This window comes from Streptomyces phyllanthi (genome assembly GCF_009377205.1).
Classification (GTDB): domain Bacteria; phylum Actinomycetota; class Actinomycetes; order Streptomycetales; family Streptomycetaceae; genus Streptomyces; species Streptomyces phyllanthi.
This window is the reverse complement of the sequence record NZ_VJZE01000069.1, coordinates 13,801-30,225: the sequence shown is the minus strand read 5'-3', so window position 1 is coordinate 30,225 and position 16,425 is coordinate 13,801. Positions and strand designations below refer to the sequence as shown.

Sequence of the window (16,425 nt, the reverse complement as noted above, 5' to 3'; positions counted from 1 at the left end):
GCCGGGACCAAGGGGTTCGGGGGCGGCTTCGCCGGGGGAAGCGGCAGCGAGTTCGGCGAGCCCGAGATGAAGGCCTTCGTCCGCCACACCCGCGGCTGCGCGGACGGCCTGCGCCGCGCTCTCGAACAGCTGGACGAGGACGGCTGTGCGGTCCGTATCGCGCTCACGCACTTCTCACCGGTGCCGGACACACTGGTCGGTGAGCCGCTGGAGATCTACCCCTTCCTCGGCAGCTACCTCCTGGCCGAGGCGATCGACGGGGCGGGAGCCGACCTGGCCGTCCACGGCCACGCCCACATGGGCACCGAGTACGGCGTCACGAGCGGCGGCGTACGGGTGCGCAATGTGGCGCAGCCGGTCATCCGGCGCGCTTTCGCCGTCTACCGGCTGCCGCTGGAGGGGGCTCACGCCGCCTAGCCGGGGCCTGTCCGGCGGATCAGGGTCGGACAGGCCCCCCACGGGCCGGGCCCCCGGGAGCAGCACCCCTCAGGCCACGGCCTCCTCGGCGGCGGCGATCCCCGTCACGCCGGTGACCGTCACAGCGGTGGCCTTCACCTCGGTTGCCGTCGACGCGCCCGTGGCCGGGGACGGCCTGTCCTCGGACCCGGACTCCTCGAACTGCGTGCGGTACAGCTCCGCGTAGCGTCCGTCCGCCGCCAGGAGTTCCTCGTGGGTGCCGCGCTCCACGATCCGCCCGGCCTCGATGACCAGGATCAGGTCGGCGGCCCGTACCGTCGACAGCCGGTGGGCGATCACCACGGCGGTGCGCCCCTCCAGGGCCTCGGCGAGAGCCTCCTGGACGGCCGCCTCGGAGGTGTTGTCCAGGTGGGCCGTGGCCTCGTCGAGGATGACGACGCGCTGGCGGGCGAGGAGCAGCCGGGCGATGGTCATGCGCTGGCGTTCGCCGCCGGAGAGCCGGTAGCCGCGTTCGCCGACCACGGTGTCGAGACCGTCGGGCAGGGAGCGTACGAGGGAGTCGAGCCGGGCGCGGCCAAGGACGTCCCACAGGTCGTCGTCCGTCGCGTCGGGCCGGGCGAGCAGCAGGTTGGCGCGTACCGAGTCGTGGAACAGGTGGCCGTCCTGGGTGACCATGCCGAGGGTCTCGCGCAGTGACTCGGCGGTCAGGTCACGGACGTCCACACCGCCGATGCGGACAGTACCCGTGTCGGTGTCGTACAGCCGGGGCAGGAGTTGGGCGATGGTCGACTTGCCCGCGCCGGACGAGCCGACGAGGGCGACGGTCCGGCCGGGTTCGGCGCGGAAGGAGACGCCGTGCAGGACCTCGGCGCCACCGCGGCTGTCCAGGGAGGCGACCTCCTCCAGCGAGGCGAGGGAGACCTTGTCCGCGGACGGGTAGCCGAAGCTGACCTTCTCGAACTCCACGGCCACCGGGCCGTCGGGCACGGCCCGCGCGTCCGGCTTCTGCTCGATGAGCGGTTTGAGGTCCAGCACCTCGAAGACACGCTCGAAGCTCACCAGGGCGCTCATGATCTCGACGCGCGCTCCGGCGAGCGCGGTGAGCGGCGCGTAGAGGCGGGTCAGGAGGAGGGCGAGGGCGACGACCGCGCCGGGCTCCAGGGTGTCGCGCAGGGCGAGCCAGCCGCCGAGGCCGTACACGAGAGCGAGCGCCAGGGCCGACACCAGGGTGAGCGCCGTGATGAACGCCGACTGCGCCATGGCCGTACGGACGCCGATGTCCCGTACCCGCCGTGCCCGCACCGAGAACTCCGCGGACTCGTCGCCGGGGCGCCCGAAAAGCTTGACGAGGGTGGCGCCGGGCGCCGAGAAGCGCTCCGTCATCCGCGTGCCCATGGCAGCGTTGAGGTTGGCGGCCTCCCGCTGGAGTCCTGCCATACGGCGGCCCATGCGCCGCGCGGGCACCACGAACACCGGCAACAGGAGGAGGGCGAGCAGCGTGACCTGCCAGGACAGGCTGACCATCACGACGAGGGTGAGCACCAGCGTCACCAGGTTGCTCACGACTCCGGACAGGGTGTTGCTGAAGGCCCGCTGCGCTCCGATCACGTCGTTGTTGAGACGACTCACGAGCGCGCCCGTACGGGTACGTGTGAAGAACGCGACCGGCATGCGCTGCACATGATCGAACACAGCCGTCCGCAGATCGAGGATGAGCCCCTCACCGAGGGTCGCCGACAACCAGCGGCCGAGCAGCCCCAGGGCCGCCTCGGCGAGCGCGATGAGGGCGATGAGTACGGCGAGACGTACGACCACGGCCTCGTCGTGGCCGGACACGATGGCGTTCACGACATGGCCCGCCAGCACCGGCGTGGCGACGGCGAGAAACGCTGTCGCCACGCTCAGCAGTACGAACTGCGCGATACGGCGGCGGTGCGGGCGGGCGAAGGCGGCGATACGGCGCAGTGTCGCGCGGGCCAGGGGCCGACGCTCCTGCGCGTTCATGACACTGTGCAACTGGGTCCAGGCGGTGGTCTCCATGCTCATGCACCCGACGCTAGGACCTCAACCAACCTTGAGGTCAAGGGTTCGAGGGAGGGACGCCCGCCGGCCGCCGCCGTCTGCGCTTGCCCGGCGCTTCAGCCGTCGTCCCCGTGCCCGCAACCCGCTGTTGGCGCCGTGCGGAGAACCTCTTCCGACGTGACATCGGTACGCCTCCCCCCGGCACGACTCCCCCAGGACCGTCCCCGCCTGTTCGGACGTGCCCCGCGCGTCCTGGTCCGTCAGATCCTCTGCCTGGTACCGCTCGCGTTCGTCCTCGTGGTCGCCGTACGCCACCGCGACGTGCTCGCGGACGGGTTCCGGCATCTGGGGACGGCCGAGTGGCCGTGGCTGGCGGCGGCCGCCGGCGCGACCTGCCTCACCTGGGTCGCGGCGTCCTTCGGCCGGCAGGGCGCGCTGGTCGAGCGGCTGCCCGCGCGCCGGCTGCTCGCCACGCAGTTCGCGGCGGGCGCGGCCAACCATCTGCTGCCCACCGGTCTGGGCGCGACAGCGGTCAACCTGCGCTTCATGACGGTCTGCGGGGTGCCCCTGGCCCGTTCCTCGGCCGCGCTCGCGCTGTACGGGCTGGCGGGGTCGGTCGCCCGCGTGGGTCTGCTGCTCGCCCTGCTGGTCGCGTTCCCGGGCGCGCTCCGGTCGGGCGCGCTCGTCCCGGACGCGGCGGTCGGGCCCCTGCTGCTCGCCGGAAGCGCGGTGCTGTGCGTCGCGGTGGCGGTCGTGGCAGCCGTACGGCGGCTGCGGACGACGGTGTGGTCCTTCCTGCGCACCGCGCTCGGCGAGGCCCGCTCGGTGCACAGGCGCCCGGCGCGGGCGCTCGCGCTGTGGGGCGGCTCCGTGTCGTTCTGCCTGCTCCAGGGGACCGTACTGGCCACCGTGGGCCTGGCTTTGGGCCTCGACATCCCCGTGCCGCACATGGTTGTCGCGTATCTCGCCGCCACGGTCACGGTCGCGCTGATCCCGACTCCGGGCGGTATCGGCTCGGTGGAGGCGGCCCTGATCGTCGCCCTGGTGGCGGCAGGCGGCCCGGCGACCGTGGTGACGGCGGCCGTCCTGGCGTTCCGGGTCATGACGGTGTGGCTGCCGTTGCTGCCGGGGGCGTTGACGTTGGGGGCGCTGGTGAGGTGGAAGGTGATCTGAGCGGGGTCGCGAGGGCGTGAGGGGGCGTGCGAGGGCATGAGGGGGCGTGCGGGGCTGGTGTGCCCGTACGGCCTCGTGTGCGCCGGTGGGGCCGGCGGCCCGGTGCCGCCGTACGTCCTGGTGCGCGCCGGTGGGCCCGGCGGCCCGGTACGTCGTATGTCCTCGTACGTTTCGATGACTCCGGCCCCTACGGCGTCAATGGCCGGTTAACGCAGGTCCGGTGACGGGTGGCCACCCGCATGCGGCAGGATGAGCGGTCGCGCCCGGCTTCGCACACACGTCCGGGCGTGATCGTTGCAGTCCGGAATTCGAGCAGGTGGCAAGGTGACGACACATCACATCCGGCCCGCGGGCCTTTCCGCGGGCCGTTCCGCGCGCCCTTCGGGAGACGACCGATGAACCGGGAGCTCACCCTCGACGACTTCGTGATGGCCGGAGTGGCCCTGGCCTCGGGCCTCTTGCTGGCCTTCGTGCTGCGGATGCTGCTGCGCTGGCTCGGCAGGCACGCGACCCGTACGCGCTGGGGCGGTGACGACGTCATCGTCGACGCGTTGCGGACGCTGGTGCCCTGGGGTGCGATCGCCGGTGGTGCGGCGTCAGCGGCGGCGGTGCTGCCGCTGACGCGCACGGTCGGGCACAACGTCAACCAGGTGCTGACCGTGCTGTTGATCTTCGTGACGACGATCACGTCGGCCCGCTTGATCGCCGGGCTGGTGCACACGCTCACGCAGTCCCGTTCCGGGGTGGCGGGGTCGGCAACGATCTTCGTCAACATCACCCGGGTCGTGGTCCTCGCGATCGGGTTCCTCGTGATGCTCCAGACCCTGGGCATTCCCATCGCGCCGCTGGTCACCGCGCTGGGTGTCGGTGGTCTCGCGGTGGCGCTCGCCCTGCAGGACACGCTCGCCAACCTCTTCGCGGGCATTCACATCCTGGCCTCGAAGACGGTCCAGCCCGGGGACTACATCCGGCTGAGCAGTGGCGAGGAGGGCTATGTCACCGACATCAACTGGCGGCAGACGACCATCAAGGAGCTCTCCAACAACCTGGTCATCATTCCCAACGGCCAGCTCGCCGGTACGAACATGACGAACTTCAACCGGCCCGAGCAGGAGATGACCCTGCTGGTGCAGGTGGGGGTCGGTTACGACAGCGATCTGGACCATGTGGAGCGGGTGACCGAGGAGGTCGTCGCCGAGGTGATGACGGAGATCACGGGTGCCGTGCCCGACCATGAGCCCGCCGTCCGGTTCCACACGTTCGGTGACTCGCGGATCGGGATGACGGTCATTCTGGGTGTGGGCGAGTTCAGCGACCAGTACCGGATCAAGCACGAGTTCATCAAGCGGCTGCACAAGCGGTACCGGTCGGAGGGGATCCGGATCCCGGCGCCGCGTCGCACGGTGATGTTCCAGCCGCAGGGTGCGGCGGGGGCGAGAACACCTGGGCCCGGACCCCTGTCGAGACCCGGTCCGTCACGAGATATCTTGATGTCGAGCAATGTTGCAGACGTGGAGCGGAGCACCCGGTGACTGACTCGACCATCATCTACACGCACACTGACGAGGCGCCCGCCCTGGCGACCTATTCCTTCCTGCCGGTGATCCAGGCGTACGCCGCACAGGCCGGGGTCACCGTCGAGACCCGTGACATCTCGCTGGCCGGACGCATCATCGCCGTCTTCCCGGAGTACCTGGAGGAGGGCCAGCGCATCCCGGACGCCCTCGCGGAGCTCGGCGAGCTCGCCAAGACGCCCCAGGCGAACATCATCAAGCTGCCCAACATCTCGGCCTCCATCCCGCAGCTGAAGGCCGCGATCGCCGAACTCCAGGGCCAGGGCTACGCGCTGCCGGACTACCCGGACGACCCGAAGACCGACGAGGAGCGCGAGATCCGCGCCCGCTACGACAAGATCAAGGGCTCCGCCGTGAACCCGGTGCTGCGCGAGGGCAACTCCGACCGCCGCGCCCCCGCCTCGGTGAAGAACTACGCCAAGACCCACCCGCACCGCATGGGCGCCTGGACCTCGGAGTCGAAGACCAACGTCGCCACCATGGGCGCGGACGACTTCCGCTCCACCGAGAAGTCCGTCGTGATCGCCGAGGACGGCACCCTCCGCATCGAGCTCAAGGGTGACGACGGCTCCACCACCGTGCTGCGCGAGTCCGTACCCGTACTGGCCGGCGAGGTCGTCGACGCCTCGGTGATGCGCGTCGCCGCGCTGCGCGAGTTCCTGACCGCCCAGGTCGCCGAGGCCAAGGCCGCGGGCGTGCTGTTCTCCGTGCACCTCAAGGCCACGATGATGAAGGTCTCCGACCCGATCATCTTCGGTCACGTGGTGCGCGCCTTCTTCCCGAAGACTTTCGCGAAGTACGGTGAGACGTTCGCCGCGGCCGGCCTGACCCCCAACGACGGTCTCGGCGGCATCTTCAAGGGCCTCGAGGGCCTCCCCGAGGGTGCCGAGATCAAGGCCTCCTTCGACGCCGAGCTCGCCGAGGGCCCGGAGCTGGCCATGGTCGACTCCGACAAGGGCATCACCAACCTGCACGTCCCGTCGGACGTGATCGTGGACGCCTCCATGCCGGCCATGATCCGCACCTCGGGCCACATGTGGGGCCCGGACGGCCAGGAGGCCGACACCCTCGCGGTCCTGCCGGACTCCAGCTACTCCGGCGTCTACCAGGCCGTGATCGACGACTGCCGGGCCAACGGCGCCTACGACCCGTCGACGATGGGCTCGGTCCCGAACGTCGGTCTCATGGCGCAGAAGGCCGAGGAGTACGGCAGCCACGACAAGACCTTCGAGATCCCGACCACGGGCACGGTCCGCCTGGTCGACCAGAACGGCAACGCCGTCATCGAGCAGACCGTCTCCGCCGGTGACATCTTCCGCGCCTGCCAGACCAAGGACGCCCCGATCCGCGACTGGGTGAAGCTGGCCGTCACCCGCGCCCGCGCCACCGGCGACCCGGCGGTGTTCTGGCTGGACGAGACCCGCGCCCACGACGCCAACCTGATCGCCAAGGTCGAGCAGTACCTGCCGGAGCACGACACCGAGGGGCTGGACATCCGCGTCCTCTCCCCCGTCGAGGCGACCAAGCTGTCCGTGGAGCGCATCCGCCGCGGTGAGAACACCATCTCCGTCACCGGCAACGTGCTGCGCGACTACCTGACCGACCTGTTCCCGATCCTGGAGCTGGGCACCAGCGCCAAGATGCTGTCGGTCGTCCCGCTGATGGCGGGCGGCGGCCTGTTCGAGACGGGCGCCGGCGGCAGCGCGCCGAAGCACGTCCAGCAGCTGGTCAAGGAGAACTACCTGCGCTGGGACTCCCTCGGTGAGTTCTTCGCGCTCGTGCCGTCCCTCGAGCACTACGCGAAGACCACCGGAAACGCCCGCGCCCAGGTCCTCGCCGACACCCTCGACCGCGCCACGGCGACCTTCCTCAACGAGGACAAGTCCCCGACCCGTCGCGTCGGCGGCATCGACAACCGCGGCAGCCACTTCTACCTGTCCCTGTACTGGGCGCAGGAGCTGGCCGGGCAGACCGACGACGCGGACCTGGCCAAGGCCTTCGCCCCGCTCGCCGAGACGCTCAGCGCGAACGAGCAGACGATCGTCGACGAGCTGGGCGCCGTACAGGGCAAGCCGGCCGACATCGGCGGCTACTACCAGCCCGACCCGGCGAAGGCCGCCGGGATCATGCGCGCGTCGGCGACCTGGAACCAGGCGCTGACGTCGCTCGCCTGACAGCCGTCGGCGGACCGGTGAGTCCGCTGGCGCCTCCGCCGCCCCGGCCGGGATTCGTTCCGGCCGGGGCGGCCTGTTTTACGCATGGCGGGCAGGGCCTCTATGCAGTGGGGGCGCCGCTTCGGAGCGCAGGTAGCGGCCCCAGATCCGGGCCTTGCGATACGGGCCGCACCCGTCGCTGTCGTACTGCGGCGCGTCGAAGACGACCCAGTACTCCAGTTCCCCGTCGTACGCGTGGGGGTGGTCCACCGGCACGGGCGCGCTCACGGCGTCGATCGTGCCCCCGAACTCGTTCCGCCAGGGACCGTCCCACGCCGGGTCCTTGACCACGGTCACCCGGCTGCCGGCGGACAGGGTCCTCGACTCGGGGAGGTCAGCCATCGCCATGCCCACAGCCTCCCCGCCCGGCCATCGCGCGCGCCACGGATTAGATGTTCAACACTTGTCTGTTTTTTGACAGGTGTATAGCGTGTCCGCGTGCAGACCGAACGATCGAAGGAATCCGGCGCCCCGGTCCAGGACAGGCGGGTGCAGCGCTCCCGGGCCGCCATGATGCGGGCGGCCGTGCGCCTGGTGGCCGAGCGCGGCACCACGGCCATCCCGGTCACCGACCTCGCCGAAGCGGCCGATGTCAGCCGGCAGCTGGTCTATCTGCAGTTCGGCGACCGTGACACGCTCCTCGTGGAGGCCGCGGTCGACCTGGTCGGGCGCGAACTGCTGCCGCGGGCCGAGAGCGCGTCCGAATTGGTGCGCCCCCGCGTGCTGGTGATGGCCCGGCACTTCGCGGAGCACCGCGCCTTCTACCGCGCGATGCTGACCGGATCGTGCGCGTTCGCCATGACCAGGACGCTGAACGGCCTGTTCAGCTCGCTCAACAGGAAGGCGACGCACGAGTTGTTCGGCGAGCTCGACCCGGACACGGCCCAGGACCTGGCGGCGTTCGTCGCGGGCGGGACCGGCACGGTCGTCAACGACTGGCTGATCGACGGCGACGACCCCCTCGACCCGGAGGAACTGACGAACCGTCTTCTCCGTCTCGGGGCGGTCTTCGCCCGAACCCACCACGCCCCCTCGGCCGAAGGACACGCCCGATGAAACTGAGCAGCCGTCTCACCCAGCGCATGCTGCGCCTGCCGCCCCCGTTGACCAGGGATCTCGCCGTCGAACGCGGTCTGCGGGTGCCGATGCGCGACGGCGCCGCCCTCCTGGCCGACCGCTGGAGTCCCAGGTCGGGGGCGGACGGTCTGCCGACCGCGCTGATCCGCATCCCGTACGGCAGATCCGGCATGATCGCCGCGCAGATGGTCCGGCCACTGGCCGAGCGGGGCTTCCAGGTACTGGTGCAGAGCACACGCGGCACCTTCGGCTCCGACGGACCCTTCGACCCGCTGCGGTGCGAGCGCGAGGACGGTCTGGACACCCTGGACTGGCTGGTCGCGCAGCCCTGGTGCGGTGACGCGGTCGTACTGTACGGGGGCAGCTACCTCGGTTTCGTCCAGTGGGCGGTCGCCGATGCCGTACCGCCCCAGGTCAAGGCGATGATCTCGGGGGTGTCCGAGTCCGCGTTCACGCTGGAGTTCCTGCGTGAGGAGTCGTTCTCCCTGGAGGCGACCTTCGGCTGGGGCCTCCAGGTGGCCGAGCAGGAACGCCCGTTCGCACTGCTGCACCAGGCGCTGCGGATACGGAAGGAGCGCCGTGCCTGGCACGCGCTCCCCCTCGACCGGGCCGACACCGCGGCCATCGGCCGCCGCGCCGACTACTTCCGGAACGTCCTCGACCACGACGCCGGCTCGCCGTTCTGGCAGGTCCTCGACCACAGCCACCGGGTGAAGGACATAGCGGTGCCGGTCAGCACGGTCGGCGGCTGGTTCGACATCTTCCTGCCGGGCCAGATCCGCGACTTCCGCACACTCCAGGAGGCCGGTCGGTCCCCCATCCGGCTCACGGTCGGCCCCTGGGCGCACATCTCCATGGGCGTGGGGCAGACCACGGCCGCCGAGGCCCTCGACTTCGGGCTGGCCCTCGCCCGGGGCGAGCAGCCCTCCGACCGTGCTCCAGTCCGCCTGTTCGTGATGGGCGAGGAGCGGTGGCGCGACTTCCCGTCCTGGCCGCCGCCCGGATACGAGCCGCGGCGTTTCCATCTCCACGCGGGCGGCACACTGGCCGCAGAGCCTCCGGCCGCCGAGTCGGCCCCGGACGGCTATCGCTACGACCCGGCCGACCCCACCCCTGCGGTCGGCGGGGTCCGTATGGCGGTAGGGGTCAGGTCCGGCCGTGTCGACAACGGCGAGCTGGAGGCCCGGGACGACGTACTGACGTACACCACCGAGCAGTTGGAGCAGGACGTCGAGGTGATCGGCGAGGTCGAGGCGGAGATCTGGTTCCGCTCCAGCCTGCCGTACGCGGACGTGTTCGTCCGACTGTGCGACGTGGACGCGGAGGGTCGCTCACAGAACGTGTGCGACGGTCTGATCAGCGTGACCGGCGCCGACGAGGTCTCGCGTGCGAAGGTACGGCTCTGGCCGACGGCGTACCGCTTCCGGCGCGGTCACCGGATCCGCGTCCAGGTCTCCAGCGGCGCGTTCCCCCGCTACAACCGCAACCCCGGGACCGGCGAAGCCAGGGCCACCGCCGTCACGCTCCGCGCCGCGGACCAGCGGGTGTTCCACGACGCGGCGCGTCCGTCGGCGGTGGTTCTGCCGGTGCGCCAGGTGGAGTGACACGTCCTCACCGTGGCGCACCGGCCGTCACCTCGCGTTCAGCTCAGCTCGACGCGTGCGGGGGCGTCGTCGAGGAAGCCGCCCGACTGGTGCTGCCACAGCTTCGCGTAGGCGCCCTCCGACGCGAGCAGCTCCTGGTGCGTGCCCTGCTCGACGATCCGTCCACGGTCGAGGACGACGAGCTGGTCCATGGTGGCGACCGTGCTCAGCCGGTGCGCCACCACGAGCGCCGTCCGCCCCTCCATGAGCCGCCACAGCGCCTCCTGGACGAGGATCTCGCTCTCGGAGTCCAGCGCGCTGGTCGCCTCGTCGAGCAGCAGGATCGGTGCGTCCCGCAGGATCGCCCGGGCGAGGGCGACCCGCTGGCGCTGTCCGCCGGAGAGCTTGACACCGCGTTCGCCCACCATGGTGTCGAAGCCGTCGGGCAGCGCGTCGGCGAACTCCGTGACGTGTGCCGCCTCGGCCGCGCGGCGGATCTCTGCCTCGGTGGCGTCCGGCCGGGCGAACGCGATGTTGTCCCGCAGGGTGCGGTGGAACATCGCCGGGTCCTGGGGCACGTAGGCGATCAGGCTGCGCAGGTCGGCCTGGCGCAGCCTGCTGATGTCCTGGCCCCCGATCAGGATCCGGCCGGAGTCGATGTCCTTCATCCGCAGCAGCAGCCGGGTGAGGGTGGTCTTGCCCCCGCCGGACCGGCCGACGAGACCGATCTTCGAGCCGCTGGGCACCGCCAGGTCGAGGTCCTTGAAGAGCGGCTCCGCTCCCCCGTGGGTGAAGGTCACCTGTTCGAAGCGGACGTCGGCGGCCCGGGACAGCAGCGGCTCCGGGGACACCGGGTCGAGCACGGTGGGCGGCGACAGCAGCAGTTCGGTGAACTGCGCGGCCTCCGTCATCGAGCTCTCCAGGCGGCGGTAGATCTGGTTGAACTCGAACATGATCCGCGTCGCGTTGGAGTAGTACGTGAAGGCGACCACGACCGCCTCCACGCCATGGGTGCCCCCGCCGAGCGTGACCGCGAGCAGCAGGCCCAGCGCGTTGGTCAGTACGGACATCGGTGCGACGAGCGTGTCGATGCGCAGGTTGCCGTAGTCCCACGACCTCAGCGAGAGCCGCCTCGACTCGGCGACGCGGGACCGGTGCTCGGCGGCCTCGCGCTCCTCGGCGGCGAACGCCCGTACGGTGTCCATGTTCATCAGGCTGTCGGCGACATGGCCCGAGACCCGGGCGATGGCCTCCTCGCGCTGGTCGACGATCGCCTGACGGCGGCGGATGAGGGGTGTCACACACACCGCCGTCACCGTGATCATCAGCAGGAGTCCGACCACGAGCAGCGGTTCGTAGCGCCAGAGCACGATCGACCCGAACACCAGGGGTACCAGGCTGCCCACCACCTGGAACGCCAGCGTGTCGACGAACTCCTCGAAGCGGGAGGCGAAGCTCAGCACCCGCTTGGTCAGCGATCCGGCGAAGTTGTCGTGGAAGAACGAGGCGTCCTTGGCGAACAGCTCGTCCATGCCGACCACGTACAGCTGCTCGATGCCGCGGGCGTCGAGGCGGTTCAGGCAGTGAATACCGATGCGCCACAGCGTCTCCGCGAGCAGCAGGATCCCGGCGAAGGCGAGGACGTACGGCAGCATCGAGCCGAGGGTGATGTCGGTGTCACCGGCGATCTGGGCGACGAGCTTCGCGACGACCAGCGGCGCGACGTAGTTGATGCCGATGTTGCCCAGCGCCGGCAGCAACATGGCGGGGACCGTCAGCCGGCGGAGCCGGGCCAACTCCCGTCCGTAGTAACGAAGCGCGAGGAGCACCGAGCCCCTACGCGGTGGATTTTCACGCGATTCAGGCGTTCCCATGCCAACCCTGTTGTGTCGTGAGCATGACGACGGACCCCCCGCGTGACCCGCGACGAGGTCGTCGCGCGAGTACGGGGAGGCAGAAAGGGGAGTGTCGCGCGACGGCTCCGGCGGAGTCCAAGCGTTTTTCGGGCGGCCACGGGCCGCGGGCGGGTGCGGTCCCGGTCGTGACAACGCGGTCGGCGGGCCTGCCGCTGTCGGCAGACCCGCTGGTCAGCGCTGCTGGAACACAGGGTCACGGAGTCAGCGCAGGGCACCCTTGGTGGCGTCGGCGATGAACCCGCGGGCGAAGAAGGTGAACACCAGTACCAGGGGAATGACCGCGAGCAGCACGCCGGCCATCACCATGCTGTAGTCGGTGGAGTGGCCCGCGTACAGCTGCGCCAGCGCCACCTGGAGGGTGAGCTCGTCCGGATTGACCAGCATCACCAGCGGCAGGACGTAGTCGTTCCAGGCGGCGATGAAGGTGTAGATGCCGAGGAACGCCAGGGCCGGGCGGACACACGGAAGTACCACGTGCCAGTACTGGCGGAAGAACCCGGCGCCCTCGATCCGGGCGGCGTCGAGCAGTTCGTCCGGTACTCCCGTGCTGGTGTACTGGCGCATCCAGAAGATGCCGAAGGCGTTGGCCGCGGCGGGCACGATCAGCGCCTTCAGGGTGCCCAGCCAGCCCAGCTGCACCATGATCTCGTACTGCGGGATGATCGCCAGCTGGGTCGGCAGGATGTACATCGCCAGCAGCAGACCGAACAGGAACCGCTTGGCGGGGAAGTCGTACTTGGCGAAGGCGAAGCCCGCCAGCGAGTCGAAGAACAGCACCAGCAGCGTCGTACCGACCGCCACGATCATCGTGTTGAGCAGCGAACCGAAGAAGTCCATCTTCGCGAACAGGTTCTCGATGTTGGTCAGCAGGTTGTCGCCGAACCACAACTTGGGCGGGAAACTGTAGATGTCCTGCGAGGTGTTGGTCGCCATGACGATGATCCAGTAGAAGGGGAACACCGAGACGACGACACAGATCATCAGGACGACATGGACGCTCAGGCCCCTCAGGCGCCTGCGGTTCTGGCTGTTCACGGCCGTCGCTCCTTGTGCTGCACCAGGCGCCAGTTGACGATGACGAGGATCAGGATCAGCAGGAAGAAGGACCAGACGATCGCCGCCGCGTAGCCGAAGTCGTTGTTGTCGAAGGCCTGGTTGTAGAAGTACAGCAGCGTGGTCAGGCCCGCCCGGCCCGGTCCGCCGGAGTTGGGGTTGGTGGAGGCGTCGCTGCCGAACATCACCTGGGGTTCGGTGAAGCTCTGCAGACCGGTGACGGTGGAGATGACCACGGTGAACAGGATGATGGGCCGCAGCAGCGGGATCGTGATGGAGAAGAAGATCCGCACCGGACCCGCCCCGTCCATCCTGGCGGCCTCGTAGAGCTCCGAGGGGATCGCCTGGAGACCGGCCAGATAGATGATGGCGTTGTAGCCGGTCCACTGCCAGGTCATCAGTGCCGCGATCACCAGCTTGATCGTCCACTCGTTGCTCATCCACGGTACGGCCGACAGGTGCAGCGCCTTCAGGACGGCGTTGATGAGCCCGAAGTCGTTGCTGAAGACCGCTGCGAAGAAGATGGCGATGGCCACCAGCGAGGTGATGCTGGGGATGAACAGCGCCACGCGGTAGAAACCCGTGAAGCGCCGGGTGGAGTTCACCAGCACCGCCATCACCAGCGCCATGAAGAGCATCGGCACGGTGGACAGCACCCAGATGACCAGGGTGTTGCGGATGGACAGCCAGAAGACCGGGTCGTCCCACAGGAAGCGGAACTGCTGGAGCCCGACGAACTGGATCTCCCCGATGCCGTCCCATCTCTGGAACGCCAGATACACGGTGTAGAGCATCGGGAAGAGCATGAAGACCGAGAAGATCAGGTAGTACGGCGTGACCGCCAGGTACTGCGGCCAGTACCGGGCGATCCCGCGTCGTGCCCCGCGCTGCGGCCCATTCCGCCCCCCGGCCGACACCGGCCGGAACCGGCGGCCGGTCCGCCCCGGACCGCGGCGGCGGTCCGGGGCCGGCTGCCCGGAGGGGCCGGTCATGGCTCCGGAGGACGGGCCGGTGGGGGCCGGTCCGGCTACCGGGCTGGACGACATGTCACTTCACTCCCTGCCGCTGGGCGACCTGCTTGGCCTGGCTGACCGCGTCCTTCCACGCGGTTTCCGGGTCCTTGCCCTTGGCCTCGATGCTCGTCAGCTCGTTGAAGTAGGCGACGGAGACCGCCGCGTCGGCCGGGGCCTCGTAGGCGGCGGGTATCTTCTCGGCCGCCGGGCCGAAGATCTCGATGGTCTTCTGGCCGCCGAAGAAGGCATCGCCCCCGGTCAGCGCGGGCAGCTCGTACGCGGCCGGGGAGGTCGGGAACAGGGCCGCGTCGGTGAAGCCGCGGGCCTGGTTCTCGGGGCTGAGCATCCACTTGACGATGTCGAAGGCCAGTTCGGGGTTGGCGCAGGTGGCCGGGAGGCAGAGGAACGATCCGCCGAGGTTGGACGGTCCGCTCGGCAGGCTCGCCACCCGCCACTTGCCCTTGGTGCCCGGTGCCGCGTTCTGGATGTCCAGCGCGTACCAGGCGGCGCCCAGCCCGGTGGCCACGGTGCCCTTGGCGACGGCGGCGTTCCAGGTGTTGTCGTTGATTTTGGCGTCGATGCCGAGGGTGTAGGGCTTGACGGCGGTGGTCCAGGCCTGGCGAATGTGGTCCTGGTCGCCGATGAACGTGTTGTCCTCGTCGATGAACCGCCGGGTGCCCTGGCCGATGGCCATCGAGAACACGGCGCCGATGTTGTTGATCAGGAACGACTTCGGCACCTTCCTGTGCAGTTGGACGCCGGCGTCGAAGTAGGCGTCCCACGTGGAGAGCTGCGCGGAGACCTTCACCGGGTCGGTGGGCAGCCCCGCCTTGTCGAAGATGTCCTCGCGGTAGTACACCGCGCAGGGGCCGATGTCGATGGGGAAGCCGATCAGCTTGCCGTCCTGTGTGGTGGCCTGCTTCAGCTTCCACGACAGGTAGTCGGGGGCCAGCTTGTCCATGCCGAGCGAGTTCAGATCGAGGAAGCGGTTCGCGTTCGGCAGGAAGGAGGCGATGTCCTCGCCCTTGATGCCGGTGATGTCCGGGGCCGTCTGGGCGGTCTTCATGCCGGTGAGCAGCTTGGTCTTGAAGTCGCCGCCGATCACGGACGCCTTGAGGGTGGTGCCGGAGAAGTGCTTCTTGGCGTCGGCGACGACCTTGTCGCTCAGACCGCCGGCCCAGTACCAGAGCTTCAGGTTCTTGCTGTCCTTACCGCCGGTCGACTCGGCTCCGCCGCCGCACGCGGCGGTCGCGCCGGCTGTCGCCGCCGCGAGGACGGCGGCCTCGAGGAATCGTCTGCGGGAAAGGTCCACGGTCTTCTCCTAGTGTTCGGCGTGTCCGGCGGGGACCTGCGAGTCGTGGGCGGCGGGATGCCGGATGGCTGGAGAGCGGCGGTGTCCGCGAACGCACCTCGCTGCCCGGAACGTGGTGAGCTGGTCCTCGCGGACGGTGCCGACGCGTCGGTGGTGGCGCAGTACGCCTCTTCTCCGCTTCGGCCGACCGGAGTGGGGTCCGGGCCTGGCTCGAATTACGCAAGAGAGTGCACCCGGTGCGCGACTTTGACAAGGGTCAAGCACAGATCGAGACATTGATGCGTGACTTTGCTCGACTTTGGCGAGTATGGTCAGCGCCATGCTCGCTGACCGAAGACATGAGCTGATCCTGCGCGTCCTGCGCGCGGACGGTCCCACCACGGTGGTCGCCCTCGCCGAGAAGGTCGGGGCGAGTCAGGCCACGATCCGGCGCGACCTCGTGCAGCTGGAGGAGGAGGGACTGCTCAAACGTGTCTACGGGGGCGCCGTACCGCTCCTCGGCGAGGACGATCCGTTCGCGGACGTGGCCACGGTCCGGGTGGAGGCCAAGGACGCGCTGGCCGCCTGGTGCGCCGGGCTGGTCAAGGACGGCGAGACGGTGCTGCTCGACATCGGCACCACCGCACACCGGGTGGCCCGCCATCTGCACGGCCGGTCCCTGACCGTGATCACCAGCAACCTGGCCGTCTACGAGGAGCTCCAGGACGACAAGGACGTCCAGCTGATCCTGCTGGGCGGTGTGGTCCGGCGCGACTACCGCTCGCTGGTCGGTTTCCTCACCGAGGACAATCTGCGGCAGGTCCACGCGGACCGGCTGTTCCTCGGCACGAGCGGCATCCGCCCCGACGGCCAGGTGCTGGACACCACGGCCGTGGAGGTGCCCGTCAAACGGGCGATGATCGCCGCGAGCGCCCAGGTGGTGCTGCTGGCGGACGCGGGCAAGTTCCCCGGCACCGGAATGGCCCGCGTGTGCGGGCCGCAGGACCTCGACGTCGTGGTGACCAACGCCCCTGCGGATCCGACGACGCGGAGTCGTCTGCGGGAGGCGGGGGTCGATGTGGTGGAGGTGTGA

At 69.7% G+C, this 16,425-nt stretch carries 13 protein-coding genes; 7 read left to right on the top strand and 6 right to left on the bottom strand.

Annotation, left to right across the window (positions count from 1 at the left end; translation table 11 throughout):
* The coding region (locus tag FNH04_RS13110; RefSeq protein ID WP_194236658.1) for a metallophosphoesterase family protein at window positions 1-417 on the top strand (417 nt) is incomplete at its 5' end.
* Between the two features lie 69 nt (window positions 418-486).
* On the opposite strand, the gene FNH04_RS13105 is transcribed toward FNH04_RS13110, so the two are convergent.
* Window positions 487-2,457, bottom strand: a complete 1,971-nt coding sequence (locus FNH04_RS13105) for an ABC transporter ATP-binding protein (RefSeq protein WP_194236659.1) — start codon at window positions 2,455-2,457, stop codon at window positions 487-489.
* Window positions 2,458-2,616: 159 nt separating this feature from the next.
* Here FNH04_RS13105 and FNH04_RS13100 point away from each other — a divergent pair, with 159 nt between their 5' ends.
* The 3 genes from FNH04_RS13100 (at window position 2,617) to FNH04_RS13090 (ending at window position 7,360) form a co-directional block, all read left to right on the top strand.
* Window positions 2,617-3,612 carry a lysylphosphatidylglycerol synthase transmembrane domain-containing protein gene (locus FNH04_RS13100; RefSeq protein WP_386573841.1) on the top strand — a complete coding sequence of 332 codons (996 nt, stop codon included), beginning with the start codon at window positions 2,617-2,619 and terminating at the stop codon, window positions 3,610-3,612.
* A 395-nt stretch (window positions 3,613-4,007) separates the two neighbouring features.
* Window positions 4,008-5,144 (top strand): mechanosensitive ion channel family protein, encoded by a 1,137-nt coding sequence (locus tag FNH04_RS13095; protein ID WP_152783658.1) that lies wholly within the window; start codon window positions 4,008-4,010, stop codon window positions 5,142-5,144.
* The gene (locus FNH04_RS13090; RefSeq protein ID WP_322722996.1) at window positions 5,141-7,360 is read left to right on the top strand and encodes an NADP-dependent isocitrate dehydrogenase; all 2,220 of its coding nucleotides are present in this window, start codon (window positions 5,141-5,143) and stop codon (window positions 7,358-7,360) included. The genes FNH04_RS13095 and FNH04_RS13090 overlap by 4 nt, the downstream gene beginning before the upstream one ends.
* Before the next feature lie 78 nt (window positions 7,361-7,438).
* Here FNH04_RS13090 and FNH04_RS13085 read toward each other — a convergent pair whose 3' ends face one another.
* Complete coding sequence (locus FNH04_RS13085; RefSeq protein ID WP_228031334.1) at window positions 7,439-7,747, bottom strand: ferrous iron transport protein A; 309 nt, start codon at window positions 7,745-7,747, stop codon at window positions 7,439-7,441.
* Between the two features lie 90 nt (window positions 7,748-7,837).
* Between FNH04_RS13085 and FNH04_RS13080 the strand changes: the two genes are divergently transcribed.
* Window positions 7,838-8,455, top strand: coding sequence for a TetR/AcrR family transcriptional regulator (locus tag FNH04_RS13080; protein ID WP_322722995.1), 618 nt, complete (start codon window positions 7,838-7,840; stop codon window positions 8,453-8,455).
* Entirely contained in the window at window positions 8,452-10,080 is a 1,629-nt protein-coding gene (locus FNH04_RS13075; protein WP_152783656.1) for a CocE/NonD family hydrolase, read from the top strand. The genes FNH04_RS13080 and FNH04_RS13075 overlap by 4 nt, the downstream gene beginning before the upstream one ends.
* 38 nt (window positions 10,081-10,118) lie before the next feature.
* Here FNH04_RS13075 and FNH04_RS13070 read toward each other — a convergent pair whose 3' ends face one another.
* The 4 genes from FNH04_RS13070 to FNH04_RS13055 form a co-directional block, all read right to left on the bottom strand.
* Window positions 10,119-11,933, bottom strand: coding sequence for an ABC transporter ATP-binding protein (locus tag FNH04_RS13070; RefSeq protein WP_152783654.1), 1,815 nt, complete (start codon window positions 11,931-11,933; stop codon window positions 10,119-10,121).
* 243 nt (window positions 11,934-12,176) lie between these two features.
* Window positions 12,177-12,956: a carbohydrate ABC transporter permease gene (locus FNH04_RS13065; RefSeq protein WP_152783666.1), complete on the bottom strand. Its 780-nt coding sequence runs from the start codon at window positions 12,954-12,956 to the stop codon at window positions 12,177-12,179.
* A 50-nt stretch (window positions 12,957-13,006) separates the two neighbouring features.
* The gene (locus tag FNH04_RS13060) at window positions 13,007-13,897 is read right to left on the bottom strand and encodes a carbohydrate ABC transporter permease (protein ID WP_386574093.1); all 891 of its coding nucleotides are present in this window, start codon (window positions 13,895-13,897) and stop codon (window positions 13,007-13,009) included.
* A 178-nt stretch (window positions 13,898-14,075) separates the two neighbouring features.
* A complete protein-coding gene (locus tag FNH04_RS13055; RefSeq protein ID WP_322722994.1) occupies window positions 14,076-15,353 on the bottom strand; it encodes an extracellular solute-binding protein in 1,278 nt (425 codons plus the stop codon).
* A 319-nt stretch (window positions 15,354-15,672) separates the two neighbouring features.
* Between FNH04_RS13055 and FNH04_RS13050 the strand changes: the two genes are divergently transcribed.
* Window positions 15,673-16,425, top strand: coding sequence for a DeoR/GlpR family DNA-binding transcription regulator (locus FNH04_RS13050; RefSeq protein WP_152783652.1), 753 nt, complete (start codon window positions 15,673-15,675; stop codon window positions 16,423-16,425).